Source organism: Lacticaseibacillus jixianensis, from assembly GCF_003946485.1.
GTDB lineage: Bacteria > Bacillota > Bacilli > Lactobacillales > Lactobacillaceae > Lacticaseibacillus > Lacticaseibacillus jixianensis.
This window is the reverse complement of record NZ_RHOJ01000035.1, coordinates 1-23,188: the sequence shown is the minus strand read 5'-3', so window position 1 is coordinate 23,188 and position 23,188 is coordinate 1. Positions and strand designations below refer to the sequence as shown.

Annotated in this window: 28 protein-coding genes and 1 pseudogene; 8 read left to right on the top strand and 21 right to left on the bottom strand. The window is 54.8% G+C overall.

Going from position 1 to position 23,188, the window contains the following annotated elements:
- Window positions 1-77: 77 nt before the first annotated feature.
- Window positions 78-1,162 (top strand): annotated as a pseudogene (locus EKM85_RS10845) (IS30 family transposase).
- Window positions 1,163-1,786: 624 nt separating this feature from the next.
- Here the strand turns inward: EKM85_RS10845 and EKM85_RS10840 are convergent.
- Entirely contained in the window at window positions 1,787-2,233 is a 447-nt protein-coding gene (locus tag EKM85_RS10840; RefSeq protein ID WP_225418989.1) for an amidase domain-containing protein, read from the bottom strand.
- A gap of 180 nt (window positions 2,234-2,413) precedes the next feature.
- On the opposite strand from EKM85_RS10840, the gene EKM85_RS10835 reads away from it, so the two are divergent.
- Genes EKM85_RS10835 through EKM85_RS10825 form a run of 3 tightly spaced genes read left to right on the top strand, consistent with a single transcriptional unit; the run spans window position 2,414 to window position 5,370 of the window.
- Window positions 2,414-3,106, top strand: a complete 693-nt coding sequence (locus EKM85_RS10835; protein ID WP_125586823.1) for an ABC transporter ATP-binding protein — start codon at window positions 2,414-2,416, stop codon at window positions 3,104-3,106.
- Complete coding sequence (locus tag EKM85_RS10830) at window positions 3,103-4,239, top strand: hypothetical protein (protein WP_164510759.1); 1,137 nt, start codon at window positions 3,103-3,105, stop codon at window positions 4,237-4,239. Before EKM85_RS10835 ends, EKM85_RS10830 begins: the two co-directional genes overlap by 4 nt.
- Before the next feature lie 12 nt (window positions 4,240-4,251).
- Window positions 4,252-5,370 (top strand): hypothetical protein, encoded by a 1,119-nt coding sequence (locus EKM85_RS10825; RefSeq protein ID WP_125586819.1) that lies wholly within the window; start codon window positions 4,252-4,254, stop codon window positions 5,368-5,370.
- Between the two features lie 113 nt (window positions 5,371-5,483).
- Here the strand turns inward: EKM85_RS10825 and EKM85_RS10820 are convergent, their stop codons facing one another.
- From EKM85_RS10820 to EKM85_RS10785, 8 genes are all read right to left on the bottom strand, one after another.
- Entirely contained in the window at window positions 5,484-5,924 is a 441-nt protein-coding gene (locus EKM85_RS10820) for a MarR family winged helix-turn-helix transcriptional regulator (RefSeq protein ID WP_164510758.1), read from the bottom strand.
- Between the two features lie 10 nt (window positions 5,925-5,934).
- Window positions 5,935-6,573: an NAD(P)-dependent oxidoreductase gene (locus tag EKM85_RS10815; protein ID WP_125586814.1), complete on the bottom strand. Its 639-nt coding sequence runs from the start codon at window positions 6,571-6,573 to the stop codon at window positions 5,935-5,937.
- Window positions 6,574-6,600: 27 nt separating this feature from the next.
- Entirely contained in the window at window positions 6,601-7,575 is a 975-nt protein-coding gene (locus EKM85_RS10810; protein WP_125586812.1) for an amidohydrolase family protein, read from the bottom strand.
- Between the two features lie 316 nt (window positions 7,576-7,891).
- A complete protein-coding gene (locus tag EKM85_RS10805; RefSeq protein ID WP_125586810.1) occupies window positions 7,892-8,179 on the bottom strand; it encodes a Rossmann-fold NAD(P)-binding domain-containing protein in 288 nt (95 codons plus the stop codon).
- Between the two features lie 437 nt (window positions 8,180-8,616).
- Window positions 8,617-9,171: a histidine phosphatase family protein gene (locus EKM85_RS10800; RefSeq protein ID WP_125586809.1), complete on the bottom strand. Its 555-nt coding sequence runs from the start codon at window positions 9,169-9,171 to the stop codon at window positions 8,617-8,619.
- Between the two features lie 60 nt (window positions 9,172-9,231).
- The gene (locus EKM85_RS10795) at window positions 9,232-9,663 is read right to left on the bottom strand and encodes a hypothetical protein (RefSeq protein WP_125586807.1); all 432 of its coding nucleotides are present in this window, start codon (window positions 9,661-9,663) and stop codon (window positions 9,232-9,234) included.
- A gap of 29 nt (window positions 9,664-9,692) precedes the next feature.
- On the bottom strand, window positions 9,693-10,070 hold the full coding sequence (locus tag EKM85_RS10790; protein ID WP_125586805.1) for a hypothetical protein: 378 nt from the start codon (window positions 10,068-10,070) through the stop codon (window positions 9,693-9,695).
- Complete coding sequence (locus EKM85_RS10785) at window positions 10,063-10,392, bottom strand: PadR family transcriptional regulator (RefSeq protein ID WP_125586803.1); 330 nt, start codon at window positions 10,390-10,392, stop codon at window positions 10,063-10,065. The genes EKM85_RS10790 and EKM85_RS10785 overlap by 8 nt, the downstream gene beginning before the upstream one ends.
- A gap of 281 nt (window positions 10,393-10,673) precedes the next feature.
- On the opposite strand from EKM85_RS10785, the gene EKM85_RS10780 reads away from it, so the two are divergent.
- Window positions 10,674-11,030, top strand: a complete 357-nt coding sequence (locus EKM85_RS10780; protein WP_164510757.1) for a DUF1648 domain-containing protein — start codon at window positions 10,674-10,676, stop codon at window positions 11,028-11,030.
- A gap of 326 nt (window positions 11,031-11,356) precedes the next feature.
- Here the strand turns inward: EKM85_RS10780 and EKM85_RS10775 are convergent, their stop codons facing one another.
- From EKM85_RS10775 to EKM85_RS10730, 11 genes are all read right to left on the bottom strand, one after another.
- Entirely contained in the window at window positions 11,357-12,214 is an 858-nt protein-coding gene (locus EKM85_RS10775; protein WP_125586799.1) for a DUF805 domain-containing protein, read from the bottom strand.
- A 222-nt stretch (window positions 12,215-12,436) separates the two neighbouring features.
- On the bottom strand, window positions 12,437-12,733 hold the full coding sequence (locus tag EKM85_RS10770) for a hypothetical protein (RefSeq protein WP_125586797.1): 297 nt from the start codon (window positions 12,731-12,733) through the stop codon (window positions 12,437-12,439).
- Window positions 12,734-12,793: 60 nt separating this feature from the next.
- Window positions 12,794-13,366 carry a DUF805 domain-containing protein gene (locus EKM85_RS10765; RefSeq protein ID WP_125586795.1) on the bottom strand — a complete coding sequence of 191 codons (573 nt, stop codon included), beginning with the start codon at window positions 13,364-13,366 and terminating at the stop codon, window positions 12,794-12,796.
- Between the two features lie 334 nt (window positions 13,367-13,700).
- The gene (locus EKM85_RS10760) at window positions 13,701-14,090 is read right to left on the bottom strand and encodes a hypothetical protein (protein ID WP_125586793.1); all 390 of its coding nucleotides are present in this window, start codon (window positions 14,088-14,090) and stop codon (window positions 13,701-13,703) included.
- Between the two features lie 53 nt (window positions 14,091-14,143).
- Window positions 14,144-14,557, bottom strand: a complete 414-nt coding sequence (locus EKM85_RS10755) for a hypothetical protein (RefSeq protein ID WP_125586791.1) — start codon at window positions 14,555-14,557, stop codon at window positions 14,144-14,146.
- Between the two features lie 12 nt (window positions 14,558-14,569).
- Window positions 14,570-15,394, bottom strand: coding sequence for a DUF1129 domain-containing protein (locus EKM85_RS10750; protein ID WP_125586789.1), 825 nt, complete (start codon window positions 15,392-15,394; stop codon window positions 14,570-14,572).
- Window positions 15,395-15,396: 2 nt separating this feature from the next.
- A complete protein-coding gene (locus tag EKM85_RS10745) occupies window positions 15,397-15,729 on the bottom strand; it encodes a PadR family transcriptional regulator (RefSeq protein WP_125586787.1) in 333 nt (110 codons plus the stop codon).
- Window positions 15,730-16,119: 390 nt separating this feature from the next.
- Window positions 16,120-16,647, bottom strand: a complete 528-nt coding sequence (locus EKM85_RS10740) for a helix-turn-helix transcriptional regulator (RefSeq protein WP_125586785.1) — start codon at window positions 16,645-16,647, stop codon at window positions 16,120-16,122.
- Window positions 16,648-16,919: 272 nt separating this feature from the next.
- Window positions 16,920-17,084, bottom strand: coding sequence for a hypothetical protein (locus EKM85_RS11535; RefSeq protein WP_164510756.1), 165 nt, complete (start codon window positions 17,082-17,084; stop codon window positions 16,920-16,922).
- A 92-nt stretch (window positions 17,085-17,176) separates the two neighbouring features.
- On the bottom strand, window positions 17,177-17,722 hold the full coding sequence (locus EKM85_RS10735) for a hypothetical protein (RefSeq protein ID WP_125586784.1): 546 nt from the start codon (window positions 17,720-17,722) through the stop codon (window positions 17,177-17,179).
- Between the two features lie 33 nt (window positions 17,723-17,755).
- Entirely contained in the window at window positions 17,756-17,935 is a 180-nt protein-coding gene (locus EKM85_RS10730; RefSeq protein WP_125586782.1) for a hypothetical protein, read from the bottom strand.
- Window positions 17,936-18,243: 308 nt separating this feature from the next.
- Between EKM85_RS10730 and EKM85_RS10725 the strand changes: the two genes are divergently transcribed.
- From EKM85_RS10725 to EKM85_RS10715, 3 genes are all read left to right on the top strand, one after another.
- Entirely contained in the window at window positions 18,244-18,822 is a 579-nt protein-coding gene (locus EKM85_RS10725; protein ID WP_125586780.1) for a hypothetical protein, read from the top strand.
- Window positions 18,823-19,475: 653 nt separating this feature from the next.
- Window positions 19,476-20,393, top strand: coding sequence for a hypothetical protein (locus tag EKM85_RS10720; protein ID WP_125586778.1), 918 nt, complete (start codon window positions 19,476-19,478; stop codon window positions 20,391-20,393).
- Window positions 20,390-21,118, top strand: coding sequence for a hypothetical protein (locus EKM85_RS10715; RefSeq protein WP_125586776.1), 729 nt, complete (start codon window positions 20,390-20,392; stop codon window positions 21,116-21,118). The genes EKM85_RS10720 and EKM85_RS10715 overlap by 4 nt, the downstream gene beginning before the upstream one ends.
- Window positions 21,119-21,420: 302 nt before the next feature.
- Here the strand turns inward: EKM85_RS10715 and EKM85_RS10710 are convergent.
- The coding region (locus EKM85_RS10710) for an Ig-like domain-containing protein (RefSeq protein ID WP_125586774.1) at window positions 21,421-23,188 on the bottom strand (1,768 nt) is incomplete at its 5' end.

The window sequence follows — 23,188 nt, the reverse complement described above, 5'->3', positions numbered from 1 at the left end:
TGATTCCATTTTACAAGGACTCAGGCTATGAGTCTTTCTATTTAGCTAATTTGTTGCACTTGCATTGTAAATCCGTCATGCAAGAAAAGCCTACCATGTTTCGTCCAAAGGGCCACCATCATAATGCAGTGGAACGCGGGTCAAATTGCCGCCTTACATGCTGAGAAGAAGTCTAATCGTGCAATCGCAAAGGGTGATCGGCGTTCGTCGTCAAACGGTGGCTAATGCGCTTGCTCGTGGTGAGATTTATCAGGTCAAGAAGGCTAATGGTCAACGCCAGTACTCTCGTATGTATAGCCCTGAGCCCGCACAGGCGCGATACGTTGAGAATCCGTGCCGTTGCCACCGCCCACTCAAGCTTACTCAGGTAGCAGACTTCATTGCTTACTTCATTGCACGCTTCAAACAGGAAGGATGGTCTCCTGATGCGGTCGTTGCGCAAGCGAAGCACGACAAGCTCTACCAATCAGCTGAAATGGTCTGCACGGCTACGCTCTACAGCTATATCGAGGCGCAGCTACTGGAGATCAAGAACATTGATCTGCTTGAGCAAACCAGCCGGCGTACAAAACGGAATGCCAATACGACCTACAAGCGCATGCTTCAAGGTAGAAGTATTGATGAGCGGCCTAAGCGAGTCGAGAGCCGAAGTGAGTTTGGTCACTCTGAACTCGACACGATCGTAGGCAAGCGCAACGGCCAAGAGAGTGTCATTATGTCTTTGATTGAGCGTAAGTCCCGCTTCCCATTTATGCGCTTGATTGACGGCCGTGATGCTGATTCGGTGAACTACGCGATGCGCGGTATCATCAGTGAATATGGAGACATCATTAAGACCATTACGGCAGACAAAGGCTCCGAGTTTACTGAGCTTGAATCAGTACTGAACGGCGTGGCAACTGTCTACTACGCGCATCCATATCGTTCCAGCGAGCGCGGCACCAGTGAGGTTTATAACAAGATGGTACGCAGAGACTTTCCTAAGGGCCAGTCACTAGATACTGTGAGCCCCGCCGCTTTGGCCGAGGTCGAAGATAAGATCAACCAACTGCCACGACGCAACCAAGACAATCGGACCACCAATGAAGTCTTCAATGCTGAATGCAAACGAGTCCGGCGCCGCGCCGCCAAGGCGGCAGCGGCTAGCCAATCAATACTATAGATAACAGTTCGTCGCGAACCCGCCCAATCTAGGTGGCTAACTTGTTCTTGCAATTTACGTAAAAGTCTTGGCTACCAATAATTAGTGGAAGAATCAGTCTCATTTTGCTAATGTCGTCGTGCTTAGTGATCTGAGTATAGGTCCCTAAACTATCAATCAACGCACTGTCCCACCAGAAAGAAGTCTAGAATCTCTGGCGTTATTAGTATTAACACCAAAATTCTAGTTTCCTTTTTTGTCGTCTCAATTTGAAACGAATAAAGACGACCAGTCAGAATTGACGGGGCCGCCTCTATTTCCTTAAGATGCTACCTTTACTGCTTGTGCGTCACGACTGACGCGGCAACTAGTAGGTACACCGGGTAGAGTATCACTGCCATCACGGAAATCAGCAGGATCAGATTGAAGATACAGTGAGGAACGGATGACAATGGTAGCTGCTGTAATGGTAAACGAGGTATATAATCCGCGTATGGAGCTACGACTACAACAATGGAGGCACCTACGGTGAAAATCAAATTCAACTTCCAATTTTACAGACCCCCTGTCTTTTGGTGCTTTGTTTCGCTTGGTCTCGTGTATCTTACTTTTCATGCCAAGACGATGCATTGGGTAGCATTACTTCTATGTGTGTTCAGACATAAAAATGGTATATAAAAAGGGGTTTCCAGGCAAGATGCCTTTCAACTCCAAATATCGTAGCGCCGCAAAAAGTCGACACTCACAAGGTGTCGGCTTTTTATCGTGCTCAGTGATGTATGCCCTGCCACTAGCTTTTTTACTCACATATGCCCAGTGACTATACTCATACGAATCTGGCTTGAGAAAGCCAATGAAGTCTCCTTCTTTAACCTCAGAAATAAGTCCATCCAAGTTTAGCGATTGACCAGTTCTAACCGCTCTACCAGCCCAGTAGTCAGCAAACAGTCCTGCATTAATCCATGTTGGACTGTATGCTACTGCGTTGTAGTAATACCACCCTGAGTCAGGGTATTCCATGTCAGCACCGCCCGCAAGCAGAATTTGAGAGGCAAAATTTGTGCAATCCCCGCCGCCTCCGAGTCTAGTAATGTTTATGTGAAAGAGTCAGACCACCACAATGCCGGATTCGAATTCCTTATATGGACAACAATCTGATCCTGTCTATCGTATCAACAGATATGTAAGCGTGCACCTGTTTATGTAGATTTGATCGACTATTTGCTGTACTATTAGCTAAAATTTGAATATTTCCTTGGGCGGAGGGAGAATATGCTAACAGTAAAAGGGCTTTCCTTTGATTATGGCAGGCAGTCGATTCTAAAGGACATAGATCTGTCCATTGATGCTGGCGAAATTGTGGGACTGGTCGCGCCGAATGGGACCGGAAAAAGCACGCTGTTGCGTAACATCACCGGTTTATTGCGTCCCAAGAGGGGCCAAGTCACGTTGCTGGGAAATGATTCGCAAAGCCAACGGCAGGTCTTTCTTAAGCATTTGTTTTTCCTTGAAGATTCACAGCGCCTCTATGAGGTGTTGACCCCGGTTGAGTTGCTCAGCTACGTCAAAGCCATGTGGGGTGGCGAACTCTCAGTCGACCAGGTCCTGAAGGCACTACGAATGGAGCGTTATCACAATAAGCGCATCTCGACTTTTTCACTTGGGATGCGCCAACATGTCTTGCTGGGCGCCTACTTAATTTCTGGGGCTGACCTCCTGCTGTTCGATGAACCGCTCAACGGTCTGGATCCGACTAGCATTGAGCTGTTTACTCACATTTTTTCGCGTTTGCGGGATCAGGGCAAAAGTATTCTGATGTCTTCCCACCAGCTAGGCAACGTCACGACAATGGCAGAGCGGGTCATCTTCCTTAAGGATGGTCAGGTGACGAGCTACCAGACGGCAGCCATCGACCTACAGGCCAAGTATGATGAACTGTTTGGCGTGCCGGAGGAGTTATTTTGATTGCGCGGAGTAGCCGGTTTGAATGGCTGCTTTTGTTGAAATCTAAGGCGTGGCTGGGTTTTGCCTGCGCCCTGCTGCTGTGCTTATTGTGGCCCAACTTTCTGCGAATTGGCTCAGCTAAACCTGGCGACTGGCAGCAGGAGCAGCAGAACTACATTAAGTGGCGCGGCGACGACCAGGCCTTAATTGTAAAGTGGCAAAAGCACCCGGAACGCGTACCGGCCGGAAGCCCGAGCAAACAAGCCTTGCAGGCAGAGGTCAACCGACTAGATCCGGTGATCGATGCAATCTTGTACGATCGGTCGCCGCGGAGCATCACGCACCAGCGCGCGCTTTTTCAAAAATACTTAGTCGGCCAGATTGTCCGCGGCCGGAATTTCACCGATGTGGACAAGCAGCCGGTGACATTACTGGACGCGCGGCTGGAGGCTGCGACCCTGAGCAAATTGGACCAACAAAGGCGCGCCGAGGTACCGCTGAATGCGACCAAAGCGCCGGGTGGATTGTTGTATGCCCGTGATCTGCTGGCCGGGATCCCGTTGACGTGGCTGCTGGCATGCCTGGCCATTTGGGTTGGATCTTCAATTATTACTGATAAGCGCCTCGTCGTGCGAGATTTTGTCGCATTAGTTCCAGTCAATAAGACGGTGATTCTTTTCAACAAGCTGGCTGCCTACCTTGGGTTAAGCCTTACCAGTTTTGGGGTAGTCTTTGGGGCTGCTGCACTGATTGATACCACAATCGCTCCCAGCGGCGGGTGGCAATACCCGTTTGCCTACACCTTAGATGGCGTGCGTGTCCACACGATGTCAGCCGCTCATTTGGTTGTCCTTTACGGTGTCACAATGCTGGCAATCATCGTTTTCTTGACCGGTATCAGTGCACTGATCCAGCCGTTCACCAGCAACCTTCTGATCACGCTGGTGGGACTGCTAGCCGTCGTCGTGATTGGGCCATCAATTCTACAGTGGCCCTTTAGTCCGACAACGTACCTGAATTGTAGTGCAACGCTTTTGCCTGTGGCGGCCACCAGCAGTCTCGCCCCTGGTCTCGGCTCGTTGGTGCTTGCCGGTTGGGGCATTGCGGCAATGGGCTTGGCTGAGGTGATTGTGCAGCGCCGGCAACGGCTTTAAGGGGGAATCCACATGAAGATGATGAAGCAGCAGCAATACGAATGGTGCCTTCTGTTTAAAAACCGTTTGTTTTGGGTCTTACCATTGCTGGTTGCCGCTTGTGTCATTGGCGGGATTTGGCAGAGTAACTATAAGAGCCCAACCCAGTCCGCTCGTGAGGTTCTCACCAATGATAGCGAGACTTACCAGCAGGCTTTGGCAACCGACAAGCAGACCATCAAGCAAAACGCTGATCCGGCAGCGGTGCAGTTGGCCAAAAAAGAACAGCGGTATGTGCACACAATTATGAACGCCGCCCGCAACGGTGATCGGATTGCCTATGCAGCAGCATTGGGGGCCTATGCGACTAAAATCCCGAGCAACTTTGCTGAGTATTCGCATGATAGTCAGCGGGTCCGCTACCTGGCCAAGCACCATCTGCCTTATTACGCGACGCTTGAAAAAGCCGCGCCGGCGGTTAACCGGTTTGTCGAAGCAGGCTTGCCTGGCATGATGAATGTGGCGCTGTTGACGGTGGTTGCGCTGGCTGCGGCCTACTTCAGCAGTTTGTTTAAGGCGCACCACCACGATGACTTCACGGCCCTGCTGCCGCTGAATCAGCACCAGGTGGCCTTGAATCAGCAGGTGGTACTAACTGGCGGACTGCTTCTCGCGCTTGTCATCGGCGGGCTCTTAAGCCTCGTTCTGCTCAGTCTTCCGCACGGCTTTGGGAGCTTGAAAAATCCTTTTCTGATCGAGCAAGATACCGCCACCCAACAAAGCCAGCTCTTCACTGCCGGCTCTTTGTTAGTGCAAGAATTCTTGTTCTTGGGGGCTTTCATCCTGCTCTTCACCGCGTTTGCCTACTTGCTTCAGATATGGCATGCCAGCTTCGTATTGAGCTTGCTGCTATTATTAGCCATTGTGTTCGGGCAACAAAGTGGCCTTTGGGCTGCTAGCCGTGGATTCAGCTGGGCGGCATACCTGCCTAGCGCCTATACCAATATTTATTGGGTGATTGTGGGGGCCTCAAGTAGCACGAGTGGCATTATCTCCTTGCCCTGGCTGCAAGGCCTAATGGTAATTGTCACTTGTTGGTTGCTTGCCACTGGCATTATCCACTTGGCCCTCGGGTTCGAGCGCAAGGCTTGATAAAAACGGACGGTCACCTAGCCATCATCCTGTCGATAATGACCGTTAGCGCATCGGTGATCAATTTCCTCTTATTAATGCCGGAACCTGTTTCCTGCTTCCGCGTCAATGATTTACTTATCTAATTGCGCAATTTGGTGCAACACCGCCAGAAAATCCTGCTGAGTGACGCGGCCGGCTGCCGCGGTGAGGCACTCGCTAAGTGCTTTTTCCTCAGCGTCCAGCGCGGCTTTGACCTTGGGATACAAGGCTTCACCAGCCTTGGTCAGCCGCAACTCGTACCTTCTGCCATCAGTGGCAGACTGACGCTTATCCACCAGTCCCAGGTTGACCAGCCGGGCGATTTCGCGATTGACATTACTTTGGTGGCGGCTGTCCGCGCGCACCAACTGATCCTGCGTCACGCCCGGATCATCGTGCAGTTTCAGCACGAAAAAGTACTGGCTACTGGTTACCCCCAGCGGTTTCAGGCGCAAATCAAGCACGCGCAGCGCGATGTTTGACGCTACGTGGAGCTGTTTGATGATGGTCTGATCGTTCTTGTCTGGAATCATGATGTCCCCCCTAGGCATCGACAACCGAAAACTGAGTCCGAACATGCTTGGGCTGCTCGCTTTCGTCAAGCAAAGCCGCGGCAAAGTTAGCCACTGAAACCTCATTTTTGCCGGCGGCGCTGTTGATGATGCGGCTGCCACCGACCCGATATGCCGTTTTCGGTCCATCGGTGAAATCAGTGGATGGTGTAATTGCCGTCCAGTTCACGTCATCGACTAACTGTAAAAATTTAAATTCCCGGTTTTGCTCAATCATCCCCGCAAGCCAAGGCTCGCCGGCAAAGCGCTTCATCGTGTCGGCGAGCAATGTGCTGCCGTCTGGCTTAATCAGCGTTGAGGCGCCGATCACGAAGAACAATTGAGTTGTTTGATCCTCACGGAAAAGGCTGATCAGGCGGGTGGCTAAATCAACGTGTTCATACGGCTTGACCGAAGCAAAAGCGTCGACGATCACATCAAAGCCTGCCAAGTCGGCTCGCGTCAGTGCCATGGCGTCTTTAGTGAGGATCGCGGCTTGCTCGCCAAACAGGGCTTTGGCCTTGTCCGCACTGCGAACAATCGCGGTGACCTGAGCACCACGGTCAAGTGCTTCCTTCATGATGGCCTGGCCGACGTGACCCGTCGCACCAATAATACCAATTTTTGTCATAATATTTCTCCTTTTTGACGTGCAAGCTTAGTTTAAGTTAAACACTGTTTCGGCGGTGCCGTGGGCAATCGCTTCACGCTGAGCGGCGGTAACGTCTGCCTGTTCCAGAAACTGACGGGTTTCAAGGCCGGATTGAACATAAGGAAAATCTTCTGACCACATGACGTGATCGGCGCCCATCTCTGTCAGCACCAGCTGCATCTGCGGTGCGGTAAACATGCCGGATGGTGACAGGTAAACCTGACGCCTGTAGTAATCCGAGAACTTCAGCGGGAGAGCCGTGATGATTGGACTGAAGCCATCGATGCGTTCCAGGAACATCGGCACAAACTCACCCCAGTGCCCGGACGCAATCTTAACGTGTGGGTATTTTTCCAAGATGCCAGCGGTAATGATCCGCATCAGCTGAATGCCCTGCTCCATGTGCCAGCCCCACATGGCGCCGGCCATCATGGTCGCGCCAAGCGCGCTGTAAGCCTTGCTGTCGTACAGCATTGACTTTTGATCGTTCGTGATGACGCCTGGATGTAAATAAAGTGTGGTCCCTAGCTGGTCTGCGGCCGCGAAGATCGGCTCAAAGCGAGGATCATCCAAGAACTGACCATTGACGCTGCCAGAAATGATGCCGCCCTTCATGCCCAGGTTGGTGACGGCGTATTCGAGTTCTTTGGCCGCTTCATCCGGCGTGTTGGCCGGCAGGGTGGCCAACCCGGCAAACCGGTCTGGGTACTGACTAATGTTCTCTGCTAGGGTCTCGTTTTGGGCGTGGGCGCCATCCACCGCGTACTGATCAGGCAGGACTTGGGGGGAATTCCCTGCGTCGGAGATCACCTGCATATCGATCCCGTTCTGATCCATGTAAGCGACCTTGTTGCCGAAGTCCACCAGGTCCGGACGCAGTTGGCCCTGACGCGGATTGTTGTTTTTCACTGCCGAGTACTGATTGAATTCCTTGATGTTGCGCTCTGTATCATAGTGTTCTTCAACGGTAATCAGTTTCATCGTAAACCCTCCAGAAGTTCGTTTAATTTATATGCGCGTGCATAGTGTTGGCTAAAAATTTTGGCCGGCAGATACCCGACCTTATCGTTTTGCCAATTTACTTACCAAAAGTGGCGAACTTTCACCGCAGAATGAGTATAGCACGTTTATATGCGTGCGCATAGTGTTTTCCCAAAATTATTTTAATGGCCTGAACGCGATTATGACCTCTTGGCGGGTTCGGAAAGGCCTTGCGCCAAAAGCAAAACCTCCTCCCTGCCAGTGACGTACCAGTCGCTAGCCAAGAGGAGATTTTACTTGGCACAATTTGTGTGACCTACTTAGCCAAACCCACAGCCTTCATGCTGAAGGCCCAAAGCTCACGTTGAATCTGCTGGTCATAGGACATTGGCGATGACTGCACCGGCTTGTCACTGCTGCGGTCAAAATACCTGGCCGGCCCCTTGGCAAACTTGTCATCTAGCATTAGATTTTTAATCATCGTGCCTGACGCTTGTGCCGTGCTGAGTAAATCTGCCACCTGCGCCATCATCTCCGGCGTAAACCGCGCCTTGTTTTTGGCCAAGCCAGTTTCGATCATCGGCCCGGGATTGACGGTGTTCACGACGATCGACTTGCCAGCTGCCGTCAGCCGCCGGGCCGATCGTTGGCGCCACCAAGGAAAGGCACCTCCGCGAGGCGGCGGCCGCCCAGCAGATCAAACTCGACGAAGCCGACATCAACGCACTGGAGGCGCCATACCAGCCGCACCCCATCGTCGGCGCCTTGGATCAAAACCCGCCAGCCGGCACGATTTTGATCGACGAAAAGAAGGAAAAGTAAGATGGGGACGCGGCAGCTGGTGCGCCAAGGGAAACGCGGTTCAACCTGCAGGACAAAATCCGGGGCTGGTGCTTAGTCATGTGCTCCAATCCGCACTGGCCGCACTTAAACTGAATCCGGGGGCGCCTGTGGACCGGATCCACAGCGGCTGTGGGGCATGGGGGCCTGGGAAGAACACGCAGAAGCGCCGCGGACCGGTTGTCCGCGGCGCTTCGTCAGTTATTTTGAGCGAAAGGCAGCCAGTTGGGTGATGGCGCCGCTGTGCATGGTCACTCGCAGGCCCTCTGCATCGCGCAATTGCTTCCAAAACCTGAATCCCGCTCCCGGCGTCGCTGCTTCGACGACACTGCTCATCGCCGTCCCATGTGCCCCAGCGGCGACCCAGGCGTTCGCTGGTAATTCCTGCATAAAGGCCAAATAACGAGATTGAGCTGCCTGAATTGATTCACCGCCGCCGCGGCAATAACGTAAATCCTCCCACTGGTGAGCGACGGACCCTGAAAACTCAGCTTCGGTGGCAAACCAATTCGGCATTTTGCGCTCAACAAGGCGATGATCGCGAATGACCGTCAAGCAATGAGCGGAGGCTAACGGCGTGATGGTCTCAACGGCCCGCAACAGTGGGCTCGAATAGATTGCGGTGTACGGCGTGTCATGCAGCTGCCTGGCGAGCTGCTGCGCCTGCTGGCGACCAAGTAACGTTAAAGGGCGCGCGCAGTCATCATGGATCGATGTGTCGGGTTCGCCATGTCTGATTAAGTCGATGATGGTCAAGCCTTATGCCCCTTTCTTGTTCTGCCTTTCGGCCCCTAAGCCGCGGCTCGCCGAATGCGACTATCGGTGATGCTTAAGCCGGCGCAACCGTTTCAGCGAAACCAGCTGCCAGCCGATGTAGATCAAATAGCCGCCACCAAAGATAAGAAGGATCCACCCTGCTTGGTGCTGCGTCATGCTGGTGGCCGTGTTGAGCCAGTAACGCCTAAACAGTGCAACGCCGAGCAGCAGGATGATCAATAGGCCGCCCGGATTATACAGCCACCTCAAGAGCAGGATCCCCAGCGCCATCAGGCCGCCGATGATCAGCACGAGACTGCCGCCAATGACCGCAAAGCCCCACGGGGTCGGTAGCGTCAGGCTGAGCCAGTCGGGTCCCCACCTCAAAGCCGCCCCTGCTAAGCAGCCACATATCAGCATCAGGCTGGCGAACCCAGCCGCCAGCCAGCGGGGGTGCTGCGTGTAGACCACTTTTGCAAACAGGGCGAGCACCCCGACTTCTCCCACGCCCAGACAGGCAATCACAATGAAAAATTGAAGATGCTCAGCTGCATCACGGCACTGCGGCCGGCGGCGAACATCAAAAGTAATAACCACGCAACACTCGCAAGCGCGAAGAACCATTTCAAGCGCGTGCCCCAATCAATCAGCGGTAATTGGCGCAGGATGGCCTGGGCCATTGTCCGTGGTGAATGGCCAAAGTAACCTGCCGCATCCTGTTCATCTTGCTCGGCGTCGCGTAGGTCCTGGGCCATGGCCATCAGTTCATTACTGACCGCCGCCTGATCGCGGACCCAGCCGTAGATGCGCATGTACATGGCAAACTTCACGAACCACGCGCGGTCGGCTGAAGTCAGATTATTGATCATTTGATCAAGTCGGGTCACTTCATCACTCATTCTGCTTATCCCCCATCACTGCGGCGACTTGCGCGCCAATCTGGGCCCATTGCTGCCGAAACTCGGCTAGACTCGCTGCCCCTTGCGCCGTCAACGTCAAATATTTGCGGTCCGGCCCGTCTGGAGATGGCTTGATGGTGCCGGTCACATCCCCCTGCTTCTCCAGCTTAGCGAGCAGCGGATACAACGTGCCGCCAACAATCGACTCGAACCCATAACGATGCAGCGCCTGCATAATCTCATACCCGTAGCTTTCGTGCTTGGCCAGGATCGCCAGGACGCATCCGTCTAAGACACCCTTGAGCAGCTGCGTCTGTTTCATCAACATGCCTCCTAGTTTGTTTTACTAACTACCGGGAGTGTATCACCTGCCGGCTAGGTTGTAAAGCTAACTAGCCGGTTTATTTGCAAGTAATCATCGCCCGCCTAGGGGTGCTGGCAATGCAGCCTGCATTGCCCGAGTTTATCGATCTGGGCTGAGAATGATGAGACTCAAGGAGATCAAATCCCCGAGCACCTATCATGCGCTTTCGGCCTTACGATATTGTTATTGCAGCGGCACCTTGCCGCGCTTATACTTCTCCTGATGAAAGGGGACTCGTGATGAAACACTTCCGAATGCTCGACTATGGCGCAGTCGCGGCCATGCTTGTGTTTACGCTCTTTCTGATGGTCATCGCGCCCAAACTAGTGGTCACACACTTCAACGGGGCGGGCGTCGCCGATAGTTGGAGCAGCCGGACTGGCCTGCTGCTTGAGCCAGCACTGCTGTTGGTCATCGCTTTGATCTGCGACTGGCGCGCCCACTCCTGGCGCAAGCGGGATGGCATGCAAACCCTCCCGATGATCACGTTCGGCGAGTGGCGCCTGCTCAGCTTTGTCGGGCTCGCCCTGGTTGGGTTTGTGCTCATTCAGCTCGCACAGATCGGGTTTCTCCAGGGAGACGGTGTGCACATTTAACAGCGGGCCCTGTCTGGGCAGCCGACGAACGCTTACCACAAAAACCAGGTGACTGGCAGCCCGTCATTCCCTGATAGAACGACCTCGGATTAAAAGATAATATGCAGTATTACAACCGCTGAGACTCGCAGATTTCAGCGGCTTTTTTGCCCCGCTTAATATCAGTAGACGTGACCACTCAGCAACCGATCGTCTCATCAACCGAGAACGACCGTCACCCGATTTTGATTTCTACTTCTTCATTGCAGATGCTGGTTTGCTACCAATCAAAAACGTCTCATTCAACATTCTGAATGAGACGCTGCCCCAATTTTCCCCACCCGCTGTTAACCCGCGGCGCGCGCCGAAACATCGCCCACCAGCTGGTCGACCACACTGCGCGCGGGCACGAACTTTAAGTGCGCCGGGCGGCTGTCCTCCCACTGCTCAACCGTGTAGAGGCCGGTGCGCTGCTGCAAGGCCGCGGCGTCCAGGCCCTGCGCATCGGCCCACGCCCACAACTTGCTGGCCCGCTCCCGCAGCGCGCGATTCGTCATCACGCTTAACGACGTCCCGCACATCTGAAGCGCCACGATGACGAGCAAAAACTGCAGGTGCCCCGCCAAGATGACGAACACCACGCCCACCAGCATGAGCAGCTCGAAAAGCATCTGGCCCTGCTGGAACCATTTTATATTGATGCCGCGGGTGGTGAGCAACACGCCTCGCCGGCTCGGCAGGCAGCAGATCACCGCCTCGATCAGGATCAGCGCAAGAGTTGCCCAGTTGATCACCACCATCCCCTGATCACCGACGGCCGCCGGCGTAAATCGCGACAGGATAATCAGCAAATTCATGAGCACCGAGAGCCAGCCCGGGACCCCAGCGTCACGAAAGCGCCGCATGCCCAGTGCTAATCCCGGCACCAGGGTCGCCGCAAACGCAATAAAACCCAGCAGCAGAAAAGTGATCAGCGCGACGACTTGCCCCCCGTGCATGTCGCCGGTATTCCCGCTTTTCAGCGCCGCCAGCGAGCCGAACATTGCCAGCACCAGTCCGCCGCCGACCACCACCAGCACCAGAAGCGCCACCAGTTGCCACCACCAGTACTCCTTGCGCGAACTGCGGCCCGTGAAGTTCCCGGTGTTGGCAAAAAAGGCCTTGATCGCCCGCCAGCCGCTAGCACCGTAGTACGAGTTTCCCATGCGTCTCGCCTCCGTTAATCCCTTAAGCTAACCTCTCAGCAATTTGACGATGACACGGCAGCAAACCCACTCCGGATGAATGTTTCAGGGCACAGGAAGAAAAGTAGCACCCCAGTCATCATCCAAAGGCGACTGCTCCATGCATCAGGCCGCGCCTTGGGTTTGATGCTGGCCCGCGTTTGATGCTGGCAAACCACCCGGATGACGCTGATTCCTGTGCGCTTATCCAGTCACCTGTTCGAAGACGCATAACCCCATCAGAATGACCTCCACGATCAGCAGCTTCCACTCGTCCTTTAAGGATTGATCTTTGCGCCGCTCCCGAAGCGATTGTAAATTCAGCCCGATAACAATGATTGGCAATACAACCAGCCACTTGCCAGGGTTAACATCGCGGCCATTGCGTAAGCTCAAGACCATGTGGAACTGATCGGCTGGAATTAATAAGACTGCAACGGCGAACGCAACCGCCAAGGCGCTAACGCCCCAAAGACAGTACTCAAACGGTTTTGCTTTCACGAAAATTTTCCCTCCTTGGAAACTAAATCGCCCTCTCATCCGACTTGGCCAAATCAGCCTTCAGTATTGGATATAGGGGTGATCAGGATGACCACGGCCGCTCGTCGTCCCAGTTGCGGGTGCAAGAGTCGCGGGCGGCAGCGGCCGCGAAGGCTTGAGGGCTAAGATCAGCAGCAGCGTCAAACTCACTATCGTTAAAGAAGCCACGTCGGTAAGAAGTGAAGCTGATGGGATGAAGAATGATGCCAAATTCAGCCCCAGGATGACAAGATAGCACCACCATGGCACCCCAGCGTCACGCGAACGGCGGATGATCAGCGCGGTGCTCGGCAAGGCAATGACCACGAGCAATAGGATTGTCAGCAGACCTGCGACTCCGTGAAATAACTGACTCAGGTTGAGGTCATTCATTGGATCACCGATACTACCGATCAGCGACACGATCAAGGTCGTCCCAACGACGCTGAGAACGCCCGCAATCAGTAATGCGGGACCCCAGTATTCGCTCCGGCTGGACCGGCCTTTGAAATTCACATAGTTACCAAAGAACGCCTTGATCGACGTGAAGCCGGTCGCGCGGTAGTACCGGTTGTGGGCCGCAGTTTGCTCGGCGTGATTAGACGCAATCGCCATTGTCCCTGCCCCCCCTTTGAAGCTGTGATGTGGTGAGCTAAATATAGCACCGGATCTGGCTAATAACAATATAATCAAAAGAAATATTCAGTATTCGCTCGTTGTTATACCGCTTTCACCCTGAACGGCAGCAATCGAATCCGTATTTGATCCTCTCTCCGCGTTCACATGAGACTCAAATCTAGTGCCACAACGCCTAATCAGAACTAAAATTCTAGTCCGTGTTGTCAGTCAAATGAGAAAGGCCCTGCGGATTGGAAATCCGCAGAGCCTTCCTAGAAACGTGTTCGCCTTCACTTTTAGAACCATGCTTCTTCCTGCCCCTGCTTGTCGATTAGGCGTGCCGCGTCACAACAAACGCGTCTACACAGTTTGCGATGGGAACAGTCAGCAATACCACTGCGATCGCGACATCGTGTAGCTGGACTGGGTGCAAGGACAGGCCCCAGCCGATCATCACGCTCGCCAGTAACAAAGCCAATGCTGTGAGTGCCCAGACGAGTCTCGGCCGCGCCTTGGCGTTAGTCACTGCTGGGTGCTGTTGGCTTTTGCTGAACGCCGTCCCCACCGCAGCCCCAACATACATCAGTCCCAAAATGAGGAGGCCAACAAGCATCATGACTTGTTTGTTCGTTCTGTCATTGTTTAGCCCAAACTCGATTAATGCTAACAAACAGATAACGATGCCGCCGGTCGCATAGATGCCAATGGTCAGCTTTTTCATGAGGCTCCTCCGTAATCCGATCGGTCTTTTCATCCTGCTTAGGGTTAGCTCTTTTAGTCCCAGTCCTGGTGGCTACCTCGTTGCAATAAAGTATGAACTCCAGGCCTTTCAGCGAAAAGCTCCGTCTCGAATTGCTTAGTCAACTTCTTGACCAGCGTATCACTGGGATAGAATTGCATTTTTTCCGGGTGGGACAACTGCCAATCGATGACGCCATATCGCGGTTCCAGCTGCTTCAAGTCGGCCGGGCCATAACCCAATTGGTCAGCAAGCGCCAACATCTGAGTTAAGTGTTTGGCCCGCTGTCTGTTGCTGTGGCTACTAGCATTCACAACGACTATGAGCGAAGTGATATAGGAAACACTAAAGTAACCGCTGCCGAAGAAGTGATTGATAAGAACGCTAATGGCCATCAGACTCAATAAAGCGAGAGTCAACTCGACAATATACATCGTCATCCGCTTCATCGCGTCATCCCCCTACCGGTCTGCCTGTGAGCGCTTACCGCCTTGCGCCTGAAAGACAAAGTGCAAGTGCGTTGACTGGTACATGTTCAGCGCCGCGCCGGCCACCATGAAGACCAGTAGCAGCACGACCGCTAAACCGAGAGGCAATCCCCCGCCAAGCAGCGCCAAAGCACTTGGCCCAACAATCAACCAGTAAAGCAGCCACGGTAGGGCGAGGCGCCGCAGTGAAAAACTCATTACCAAGTTGCAGACCACCAGAATCGCAACGGCAACCCCGCTACCCGTCTGCAAAACACTCATCTTGAGGGCTGGCATATCAGGTATGGCAAACAAAACGGCGTAAAAGGCAATGATCAAAACAAGCGCAATGCTCGCCCGCCACTTGGTTTTCCGCTGAATGTGGTTGAACCCCAGCCCCCGGAACAACGGCGCCACTGCAATGAAGAATACTGGCAGTACTAGCCACCCCAGCAGCGTGTTGACATTCACCGTTTCCCCAGTGAGCAGCAGCGAGATTCCAAAGACAAAGACCAAGTCCCATAAACTATTAACCAGTGGCCAATACAGTAGTAGCCATTGCGCTTTGGGGGCCCGTGGCAGTTCGCTAAGGATTTCATCGGCGGCCGCTTGCGGGTCTTTACCAAAATGGTCCTTGCTCGTGATGCCATCGGCTTGCGCAGCCACCATGTCCGTCAGCAGATCCTCAATCGTGTCTTCCCGGGCGAGGGCGTCCTTACCTCGATAAGCGCGCAGATAGCCAATCAGCGTCTCCGCATACATCTTGTTCAATCCGTGCAACTGCTTAAGCCGTTCGTCGTTCTCCGTAAATAGATCCATGGTCACCCCTCCTGCCCGGCAATCAGCCTATTCATCGCCGTCGTTAACTGTTTCCACTGCGGCAAAAACGCCTGAAGATGCGCCTCGCCTGCGGCCGTAATCCGGTAGTACTTTCGATCGGGGCCCGTCGCAATCGCGTGCCGATGAGCGACGATTAGCCCGTTTCGCTGCATTTTCAGCAGCAGTGGATAAACTGTCCCCTCGGGAATCACGCCAAACCCGGCGTCTTGGAGCTGCTGCAGCAAGGCATACCCATAGGTTTCGCCCTGAGCAATAATCATCAGAATTGCGTTGTCCAGCGTCCCCTTGAGCATCTGAGTTTCAATCTTGGCCATGGCTTCGCCTCCTACCTTGCAACACAAAGTATAAATGCGGCCAGGTACTTTGTAAAGCAATGTATGCAAAAATTATCGGGCGTCTGGAAAGTTTATGGATCCGGCGTTGCTGTTGGTCATTGCTTTAATCTGCGCTAGGCTTGCGTACGCCTGGCGCAAGCGTGATAGCATGCAAACCCTGCCTGTGATCACATTTGGTGAGTGGCGGCTGCTTAGCTTCGACGGCATCGCCTTAGTCGCCTTTGCGCTGCTTCAGCTGTACCAGATTAGCTTCTTATAGGGCTAAGGATGAATTACCTATTACCTAGAAATACAGAGTGATTTAGACTAACGGCGGCCGTCTAATGGCCGCCGTTTTTGATGATTCAAATACTACGCCAAGCTCACCAACTAGTCAGAAATTGTCAATGCGCCAAAAATGACTGTAAGAATGCACTGAAGGGCAACTGCGTAATACATGAGCCAAGCGGCAAAACGGTCACCGATCACTTTAGTGCCATCAGTTTTGTGCTCGATGAAGGAGTGAGAATATCGACGGCCTTTGCAGAGCAGAAAGATGCTAAATAGTAACTGACCGATCACCAGCATCATTCGCAGCCGCGGATCTAGCGCCGATCCTAAAGGGCCGTTATTCAAAACCGTGTAGAAACTACAAAATATTGTTCCTGAGAGAAACCAAGGCGTAATTTCGTGCTCGACGTCAAGATGCTTTTGCATGGCCGTATCTCCTTTAATCAAATCGTCCAGGGAGACGCCAAAAATGTTACTGATTGCAATCAGGCTGTATATATCTGGGAGACTTTTACCATTCTCCCAGTTTGAAATTGTCTGACGGGTCACATGTAATTCTTGGGCTAGACTCTCCTGGCTTAAATGCAGCTGTTTTCGCTGATAGCGTAATTGTTCTTCTAGTTTCATCATGCTTCCTCCAACTTCAGCGTATCAGAAATGGGCTTAAAACTCTGCCAAATGTCTTGGTCAAAGGCGCTATTGGCGGCAATGTAAAACTTCTTTGCGCTTGTGCGAGTTGCGTCTCTCTGCTTCGCTGCAAGCCGGTTGACTCGATTTCGAGTTAAGCAGCGGCATTTTGACGTCTCAAAAAAGGCGCCACCTTGCGCCAAGGTGACGTCCTCGATGCCAAGGGCTAGACAGCCCCAATATGATTCGTCTGAACAACCCATCCCGAGTCCCTAAAGATAACCGTCCACAAGCAAAATAATCATGACGAGCACGACCGCAATGATCCCAAACACTAGCGGCCGCTGACTCCGCTCTTTCTTCCAGTTAACGACATAGCCTGAATAGAGCGCGGCACCGCTAGCTAACGCGTACAGTAAACCGCGGCTAATTTCCATGCCGCCCCCGCCTTCTCACCACTGACCGCGGCCCTGATACACTCTAGCCGCCGCGGTTCAATATTCAGCAATCCCGCTGCGGCAAGCTGCGGCTACTTGCCGCTGTCAGGCTCAGACGTGTAGAGCGGGCGATCCGAGATCAGGCGCGATTGCAGGGCCACGCGCCACTCGTGCTCGAGAAACCAGGCAATGGCCGCGATCTGCCAGGCCATGTTGAAGAGCGTGTCCACTACCCCGTTCGCCCAGAAGTGAGTCAGGCCATACTCACGGTACTGGGCGACCGCCAGGACCAGCCAGATGATGACTGCGGCGCCGCCCCCGAACCAGCAGCTCCAGCGTTGAACCATTTTCTTGAGCGCAGGCAGGGCGGCGTCCGGAAACCGCTCGTTAATGTCGCCCACGCGCCTTTCGCGCAGAAACCAGGCCAGCAACAGCACGTAGAGGCCCAGCCACACAATGACATCGGTGCCGACATGAAGCATCCTGAGTGGGACCACGAACGGGGCCACACAGAAACCGAGCAAAATGACCAACGGCACCAGCAATCGTGGCCACCCCAGCACGGCGTCTGCGTGGGTCAGGGCCTCGCCGCTGAGCACCGGCAAGCCAAAAATAAAGCGATACGCCCATTTTTTCATCGCGATTCCCCCTACAAAATGAGTTGCCCCTCGTTAATCGCGGTGCCGCCGCAGCGCGCCAGTCGCGATCACCATGATCGTCGCGCCTTGAATCAGCCATAACGCGATGCCTTGATAATGCGCGATCATGGCCCCAAACGACAGAAGAATCAGGAATGCATCGATCACGACCAAGGTCCGAACCAGCCAAGAATGCGTACTGAGTGTTCTCATGCGAAGCCGCCTTTCACGGTGCGCCGACCAGCTTGCCAAAAAATCCGTTCCTGTAAAGCCACAATTAGAATATCCTGTTAACAAGTTATTGGCAAATTATATTTCCCCTGATTTAAGCCGGAACACGAAGCTTAGGATGACGGCACGTCGCGCTGTACCAGGCCTTTTTGGTGGGCCGCTCGCCCCCTCGCACCAACCGGGCGTTCACCGCCACTGATAGCTGCTTAAGATTTTGCCAATCCCTGCCGACCGTTTAGCCCCCGCCTTTCCGCCGGGCGTATACTGAGCAAAAACCAAGGAGCATCGCTATGCGAAAAATCTCCGTTTTTCTCGCGCTGCTGGCGACTGTCCTGCTGCTCGCCGGGTGCCAAAATGCGGACCACTCAGCCGTCCGTGCCCACACCGCCACCGTCCTCAAGCAAAACCACCAGGTCTGGCACGAAACCGCCACCGCCGTCTCGATCCAGGGCCAAGCCGGCCGGCTCTCAGCGCCGCAGTTCCGGCCCGAAACCATCCTCAGTCCGTGGGTCAGCGACCGCGGCCGCCTGAAGCAGGGGGTGACTTACCGCCAGAGGCACTACGCGACGCAAAAGGCTGCTCTGATTGGCACGCCGTTTGAGAATTGGGTGTTTGGGCCGCCGCATCGCAAGCACCACCCCCACCTGCTGACCGTCGCGCAGGTCAACGCCGCCCTGAAGGTGCTGGGCGCAAAAGCCCGCCTCAGCAGTCTGGACGAGCTCGTCTACCTGAAGGGCGGCCGCGGTCAGGCCAGCGTCGAGCCGGTGGGCATCCTGTGCGAGGAAGGCCGCCTGTACGTGATTCAGGTCAGCTACTACCCGCTGGCCGCCGGCGCCGAGATCAGCCGGGGCGCGGTGTATACGCGGTAGGTGCCAACCGCACGGGTAGCGACTGCCAGCGCGGCACCCGCGCAGCCGAATAGTCCGCAGTATGTCTACCGCAAAAAACGGCCAGCTTTCCTGAAATTTCCAGGAAAGCTGGCCGTTTCGCGTCTCCGTTCGAATCAGTGCATACGAAGGGCACCATCCCTTGCGAAATGGTGTCCCGACCCTCGGGGTCTTCCCCGGGGGATTTGTATTTCCCGGTTTCCCGGGACTGCTACCGCCATGACGTCGCCGCCAAGGTTCGCTGTATTCAGTTAGGAATGGTAACAGGTATCCTGCCATGCGTCCTGAAAGGACCCCATGCTACGCACATGGTCTTCATCGCCAAACCGATCGGAAGGCTCAGCATGCCTGGTCAACCCCATCGTGCGGGTCGGACAAGCCAGGTAGTTTCCGGGTGTTTCTGGTGAGGTTGTTCCTTCCTCGCCCTCCCATCATCCGCAACCAGAATAACACCAGTTGCAATCGCTAACAACCACTTCTACTCGCTTTTACGCAATTCTTTTGCTTTTTAAATCACAAAGTATTGCGTGGTTGAGAAAGGTTTTGTCGCTTGGGCAAGCCAAATTTATTTCCGGACAGTCTTGTTAATCATTACTCAAGCATATTATTTTCTTTTTGCTGTATTTGCGTCTACAATGACGCCAAAATCATCAAAGGAGGTCCTTACCTTGGTCAGTCAAGGCAACCTGCTCACCATCGAGGGCTGGGTCATGAACGGCTATACCCGTTTTACCATCGATCCTGGCGGTGATATTGTGCTCACTCCCCTCATCATCATCTTCGCCGATCACTTCTGGAACGCGCGCGGTCAACCGTTGGCCGTGCCGAGCGAACCGATCGCCGTCGAATTCACGCAGTTGGTCGCCAGGCAGAAAACGGTCTGGACATTAGGCGAACGACTCAAGGCGACGGGCCAGCCTGTCGCGGTCAACGTTGCGAAGGCCCGGCAACAGCCCGCCGTCAGGAAGCTGCGCAGCCAGATCCTGACGCTCGATCGCAACGGACTGCGGCCTTTTCGCACGGGCCTGCTGCGGCGAGATGAGCAGCTCGGCCGCGCCGCGCAGTGGCAAGAGGCGTACCGGCAGGGCGAGATCGGCCTGAACACCCTCCAGATTCAGGAAAATCGCATCTTCGGCCGCGAGGGGCCCAGCTGGCTCAAGCTGCTGGCCCGCATGCATGACAAGCAGCTCACCGTGCGAAGGCAAGCCCTGCCTGCGCTGCTCAAAGCCAGCCGCACACTGTACCTGCTCCATGCGCCGCGGAACGTGGCCCGCACGCAAGCGCTGCAGCCGCGCTTCACGCACCCAAGGCCAAAGCGGCACGCGGGGCAAGGGGCCACGCGGAGCCTTTTTGCCCTCGAAACGCGGGAGCCCACGGTCAGCAAGCCCCAGACGCTGACCCCGACGCGGCGGGCCGGCCTGCTGGCGCCGCTGCACCGCTTCCGGCAGGAATGGCTGCGTGCCGGCCGCCCCGCGGCGATGCTGCCGCACCCGGCCCCCGACCTCGTGCAATCACAACAAGACTGGCTTGATTATGAGGAGGATAAACCATGACTAATTACTACCTTGAAGGCAATATCGCCAGCGGCCAGACCGCGACGATCCTGACGCAAGACGGCCGCTTCGGCACGCTGGACCTGGTCCAGTACGTCCTGACCGCCGCCGACCCGGATGTGGATAACCCCAGCGACGCGGTGTTGCGGCAGGCCGACCGCATGGCCAGCACGCCCCAGAATCGCCAGTATTACCTGCCCTTCGACCGCAGCTTCGCCGAATCGACGGCGCGCCTGAAGGAAGCTATCCACATGCAAGGGACGCCCCAACCGTTCATCATCCTCTCCGCTGATAACGCCAAAAAGGCCGCCGCGGTGCGCAAGGAGATTTTTGCCCTGGCGCTGTGGTGGCGGACAGAAGGCCAGACGCCGGGCCTGCTGCACATCGCGGAAGGACTGGATAACCGGTTTGCGTCCGGCATCCTGACATTTGCGGCCTACCAGGCCCAGTGGCGCGAGATCACCAAGGCAAACGGCAAGACACCGCGCAACGTGACCCACCAGCTCAGCGAACAAAAGAAGCTGTGGACGGCGTTGATCAAGCAGATGCGCGACGACCCGACCAATGAGGTCCGCCAGCTGATCCTGCACACCCCCGGCACCGCGATGCAGGTCGCCAATCCCATTTCCGACGACCACTTTCTGGACAATGACCCGGCGCTCTACAATTCGCCGACCATGCGCCACCAGCAGTTCCTGAAGTGGCTGACGCTGGGCAGCGAGTAGCGGCGGTGATACCAAAACGAGCGCACTCATGCGGTAATCGCCGCGTCAGTGCGCTCGCATTTTGGTTGATCGCGCCGCATTGCCGATCATCGCGGCGCCGGACCGAGTTGGGCGCCGGTCTGGGAACGGCTGAGCGCCCTGCTACGCCCGGCACTTCACCTGCGATGCAGGCAAAGCACCGGCCTATGCTGGGCATCGGTCTAAGTTCGCCAGCCCTGCACACCCTACAAAAAGAAGCGGCAGCCTAAGCTGTCGCTTCCCTTTTACTCATGGAATTTGGTTGAATCGCTCGGCTAATTCAATTAGTCTTCGCGACGCTTCTTCATCCCGGCAGCACCCATCAGACCAACCAGGCCGAGAACAATCGTCCCAGCGGCTGCGAATGCAGCATTGCTTTCGTCACCGGTCTTCGGCAGCGTACTGTTGCCAGACCCAGTTGAGAAGCTGCCACCTTGTGGTGCACTCTCATTTGAAGTCTGAACAGTGGTACCACCTTGGCTACCACCCAGCGTGGACGGCTTGCCTTCAGTACCAATGGCGGATTCGTTAGCGGCCGGAGCCTGAATGTAGGCTGGCGCGCTTTCTTTACCACCCTTAGCAGTCTGGGTAACAGCCAGAATATCGCCCGGCTTTACAGCTGTATCAGGAACGGAGACAGTGAACTTACCGTCAGCACCAACAGTGCCTTCGCCAAGCTTGTTGCCTTTAGCGTCCTTGACCGTAACTGTTGCACCCGGTGTCCCACCGCCAGAGACCGTCGTCGTCGTCGTCCCGTCGTTGTTAGCGGTCAGATTCGATGGCGTCTGGGACTTCGCAGAAGCCGGTGTGCTCTTCGGGTCAAGCGGATCGGAACCAGCCTTGAGTTCATCAAGGTCGCCGAAGCCATCACCATCAGTATCAGCTGACTGCGGATTGGTGCCAATCGTTGCCTCATCGCCATCGCTTAGGCCATCGCCATCTGTATCAGGCTTGTTAGGGTCGGTACCGTTTTTGACTTCCTGACCATCGTTCAGCCCATCACCGTCGGTATCAGCATCACTTGGGTTAGTGCCCGCAGACTTCTCCTGATCATTGGTCAGCCCGTCCCCGTCTGCATCCTTACCACCGTTATTGACAGAGTTTGGATCAAGCGGGTTGGTGCCATCCGTCTTCTCCTGACCGTCGCCGACGCCATCGCCATCAGTATCCGGGTTCTTTGGATTCGTCCCTTCAGACTTCTCCTGGCCATCATTCAACCCGTCGCCATCGGTGTCGGACTTCTTCGGGTCAGTACCGTCGGACTTCTCCTGGGCATCCGGAACACCGTCGCTATCGGTATCGGTCGTCTTGTCAGAGATTGTCGGATCAGTTGGGTACGGATCGTCAGAATCGTTGACACCATCACCATCAGTATCTGGGTTCTTTGGATTCGTCCCTTCAGACTTCTCCTCGCCATCATTCAGGCCGTCGCCATCGGTGTCGGACTTGTGAGGATCAGTACCGTCGGACTTCTCCTGGTCATTGTTGACGCCATCGCTGTCGTCATCGTTGCCAGCCGTCTTCGGATCTGGGTCTTCAGAGTCATTCAACCCATCGCCATCGGTATCTGGGTTCTTCGGATCGGTCCCTTCAGACTTCTCTTCACCATCATTCAGCCCGTCGCCGTCAGTGTCTGGGTTCTTCGGATCGGTACCATCGGACTTCTCGTCGCCGTCGTTGACACCATCACCGTCAGTATCTGGGTTCTTCGGATTCGTCCCTTCAGACTTCTCCTCACCATCATTCAGCCCGTCGCCATCGGTGTCGGACTTCTTCGGGTCAGTGCCGTCGGACTTCTCCTGGGCATCCGGAACACCGTCGCTATCAGTATCGGTCGTCTTGTCAGAGATTGTCGGATCAGTTGGGTACGGATCGTCAGAATCGTTGACACCATCACCATCAGTATCTGGGTTCTTTGGATTCGTCCCTTCAGACTTCTCCTCGCCATCATTCAGGCCGTCGCCATCGGTGTCGGACTTGTGAGGATCAGTACCGTCGGACTTCTCCTGGTCATTGTTGACGCCATCGCTGTCGTCATCGTTGCCAGCCGTC

Coding starts and splice junctions, on each gene's coding strand:
- EKM85_RS10835 (WP_125586823.1), top strand. CDS start 2,414: ATGCTAACAGTAAAAGGGCTTTCCTTTGATTATGGCAGGCAGTCGATT.
- EKM85_RS10825 (WP_125586819.1), top strand. CDS start 4,252: ATGAAGATGATGAAGCAGCAGCAATACGAATGGTGCCTTCTGTTTAAA.
- EKM85_RS10820 (WP_164510758.1), bottom strand. CDS start 5,924: ATGATTCCAGACAAGAACGATCAGACCATCATCAAACAGCTCCACGTA.
- EKM85_RS10815 (WP_125586814.1), bottom strand. CDS start 6,573: ATGACAAAAATTGGTATTATTGGTGCGACGGGTCACGTCGGCCAGGCC.
- EKM85_RS10810 (WP_125586812.1), bottom strand. CDS start 7,575: ATGAAACTGATTACCGTTGAAGAACACTATGATACAGAGCGCAACATC.
- EKM85_RS10790 (WP_125586805.1), bottom strand. CDS start 10,070: ATGAGTGATGAAGTGACCCGACTTGATCAAATGATCAATAATCTGACT.
- EKM85_RS10785 (WP_125586803.1), bottom strand. CDS start 10,392: ATGAAACAGACGCAGCTGCTCAAGGGTGTCTTAGACGGATGCGTCCTG.
- EKM85_RS10780 (WP_164510757.1), top strand. CDS start 10,674: ATGAAACACTTCCGAATGCTCGACTATGGCGCAGTCGCGGCCATGCTT.
- EKM85_RS10775 (WP_125586799.1), bottom strand. CDS start 12,214: ATGGGAAACTCGTACTACGGTGCTAGCGGCTGGCGGGCGATCAAGGCC.
- EKM85_RS10765 (WP_125586795.1), bottom strand. CDS start 13,366: ATGGCGATTGCGTCTAATCACGCCGAGCAAACTGCGGCCCACAACCGG.
- EKM85_RS10760 (WP_125586793.1), bottom strand. CDS start 14,090: ATGAAAAAGCTGACCATTGGCATCTATGCGACCGGCGGCATCGTTATC.
- EKM85_RS10755 (WP_125586791.1), bottom strand. CDS start 14,557: ATGAAGCGGATGACGATGTATATTGTCGAGTTGACTCTCGCTTTATTG.
- EKM85_RS10750 (WP_125586789.1), bottom strand. CDS start 15,394: ATGGATCTATTTACGGAGAACGACGAACGGCTTAAGCAGTTGCACGGA.
- EKM85_RS10745 (WP_125586787.1), bottom strand. CDS start 15,729: ATGGCCAAGATTGAAACTCAGATGCTCAAGGGGACGCTGGACAACGCA.
- EKM85_RS10740 (WP_125586785.1), bottom strand. CDS start 16,647: ATGAAACTAGAAGAACAATTACGCTATCAGCGAAAACAGCTGCATTTA.
- EKM85_RS11535 (WP_164510756.1), bottom strand. CDS start 17,084: ATGGAAATTAGCCGCGGTTTACTGTACGCGTTAGCTAGCGGTGCCGCG.
- EKM85_RS10735 (WP_125586784.1), bottom strand. CDS start 17,722: ATGAAAAAATGGGCGTATCGCTTTATTTTTGGCTTGCCGGTGCTCAGC.
- EKM85_RS10730 (WP_125586782.1), bottom strand. CDS start 17,935: ATGAGAACACTCAGTACGCATTCTTGGCTGGTTCGGACCTTGGTCGTG.
- EKM85_RS10725 (WP_125586780.1), top strand. CDS start 18,244: ATGCGAAAAATCTCCGTTTTTCTCGCGCTGCTGGCGACTGTCCTGCTG.
- EKM85_RS10720 (WP_125586778.1), top strand. CDS start 19,476: ATGACGCCAAAATCATCAAAGGAGGTCCTTACCTTGGTCAGTCAAGGC.
- EKM85_RS10715 (WP_125586776.1), top strand. CDS start 20,390: ATGACTAATTACTACCTTGAAGGCAATATCGCCAGCGGCCAGACCGCG.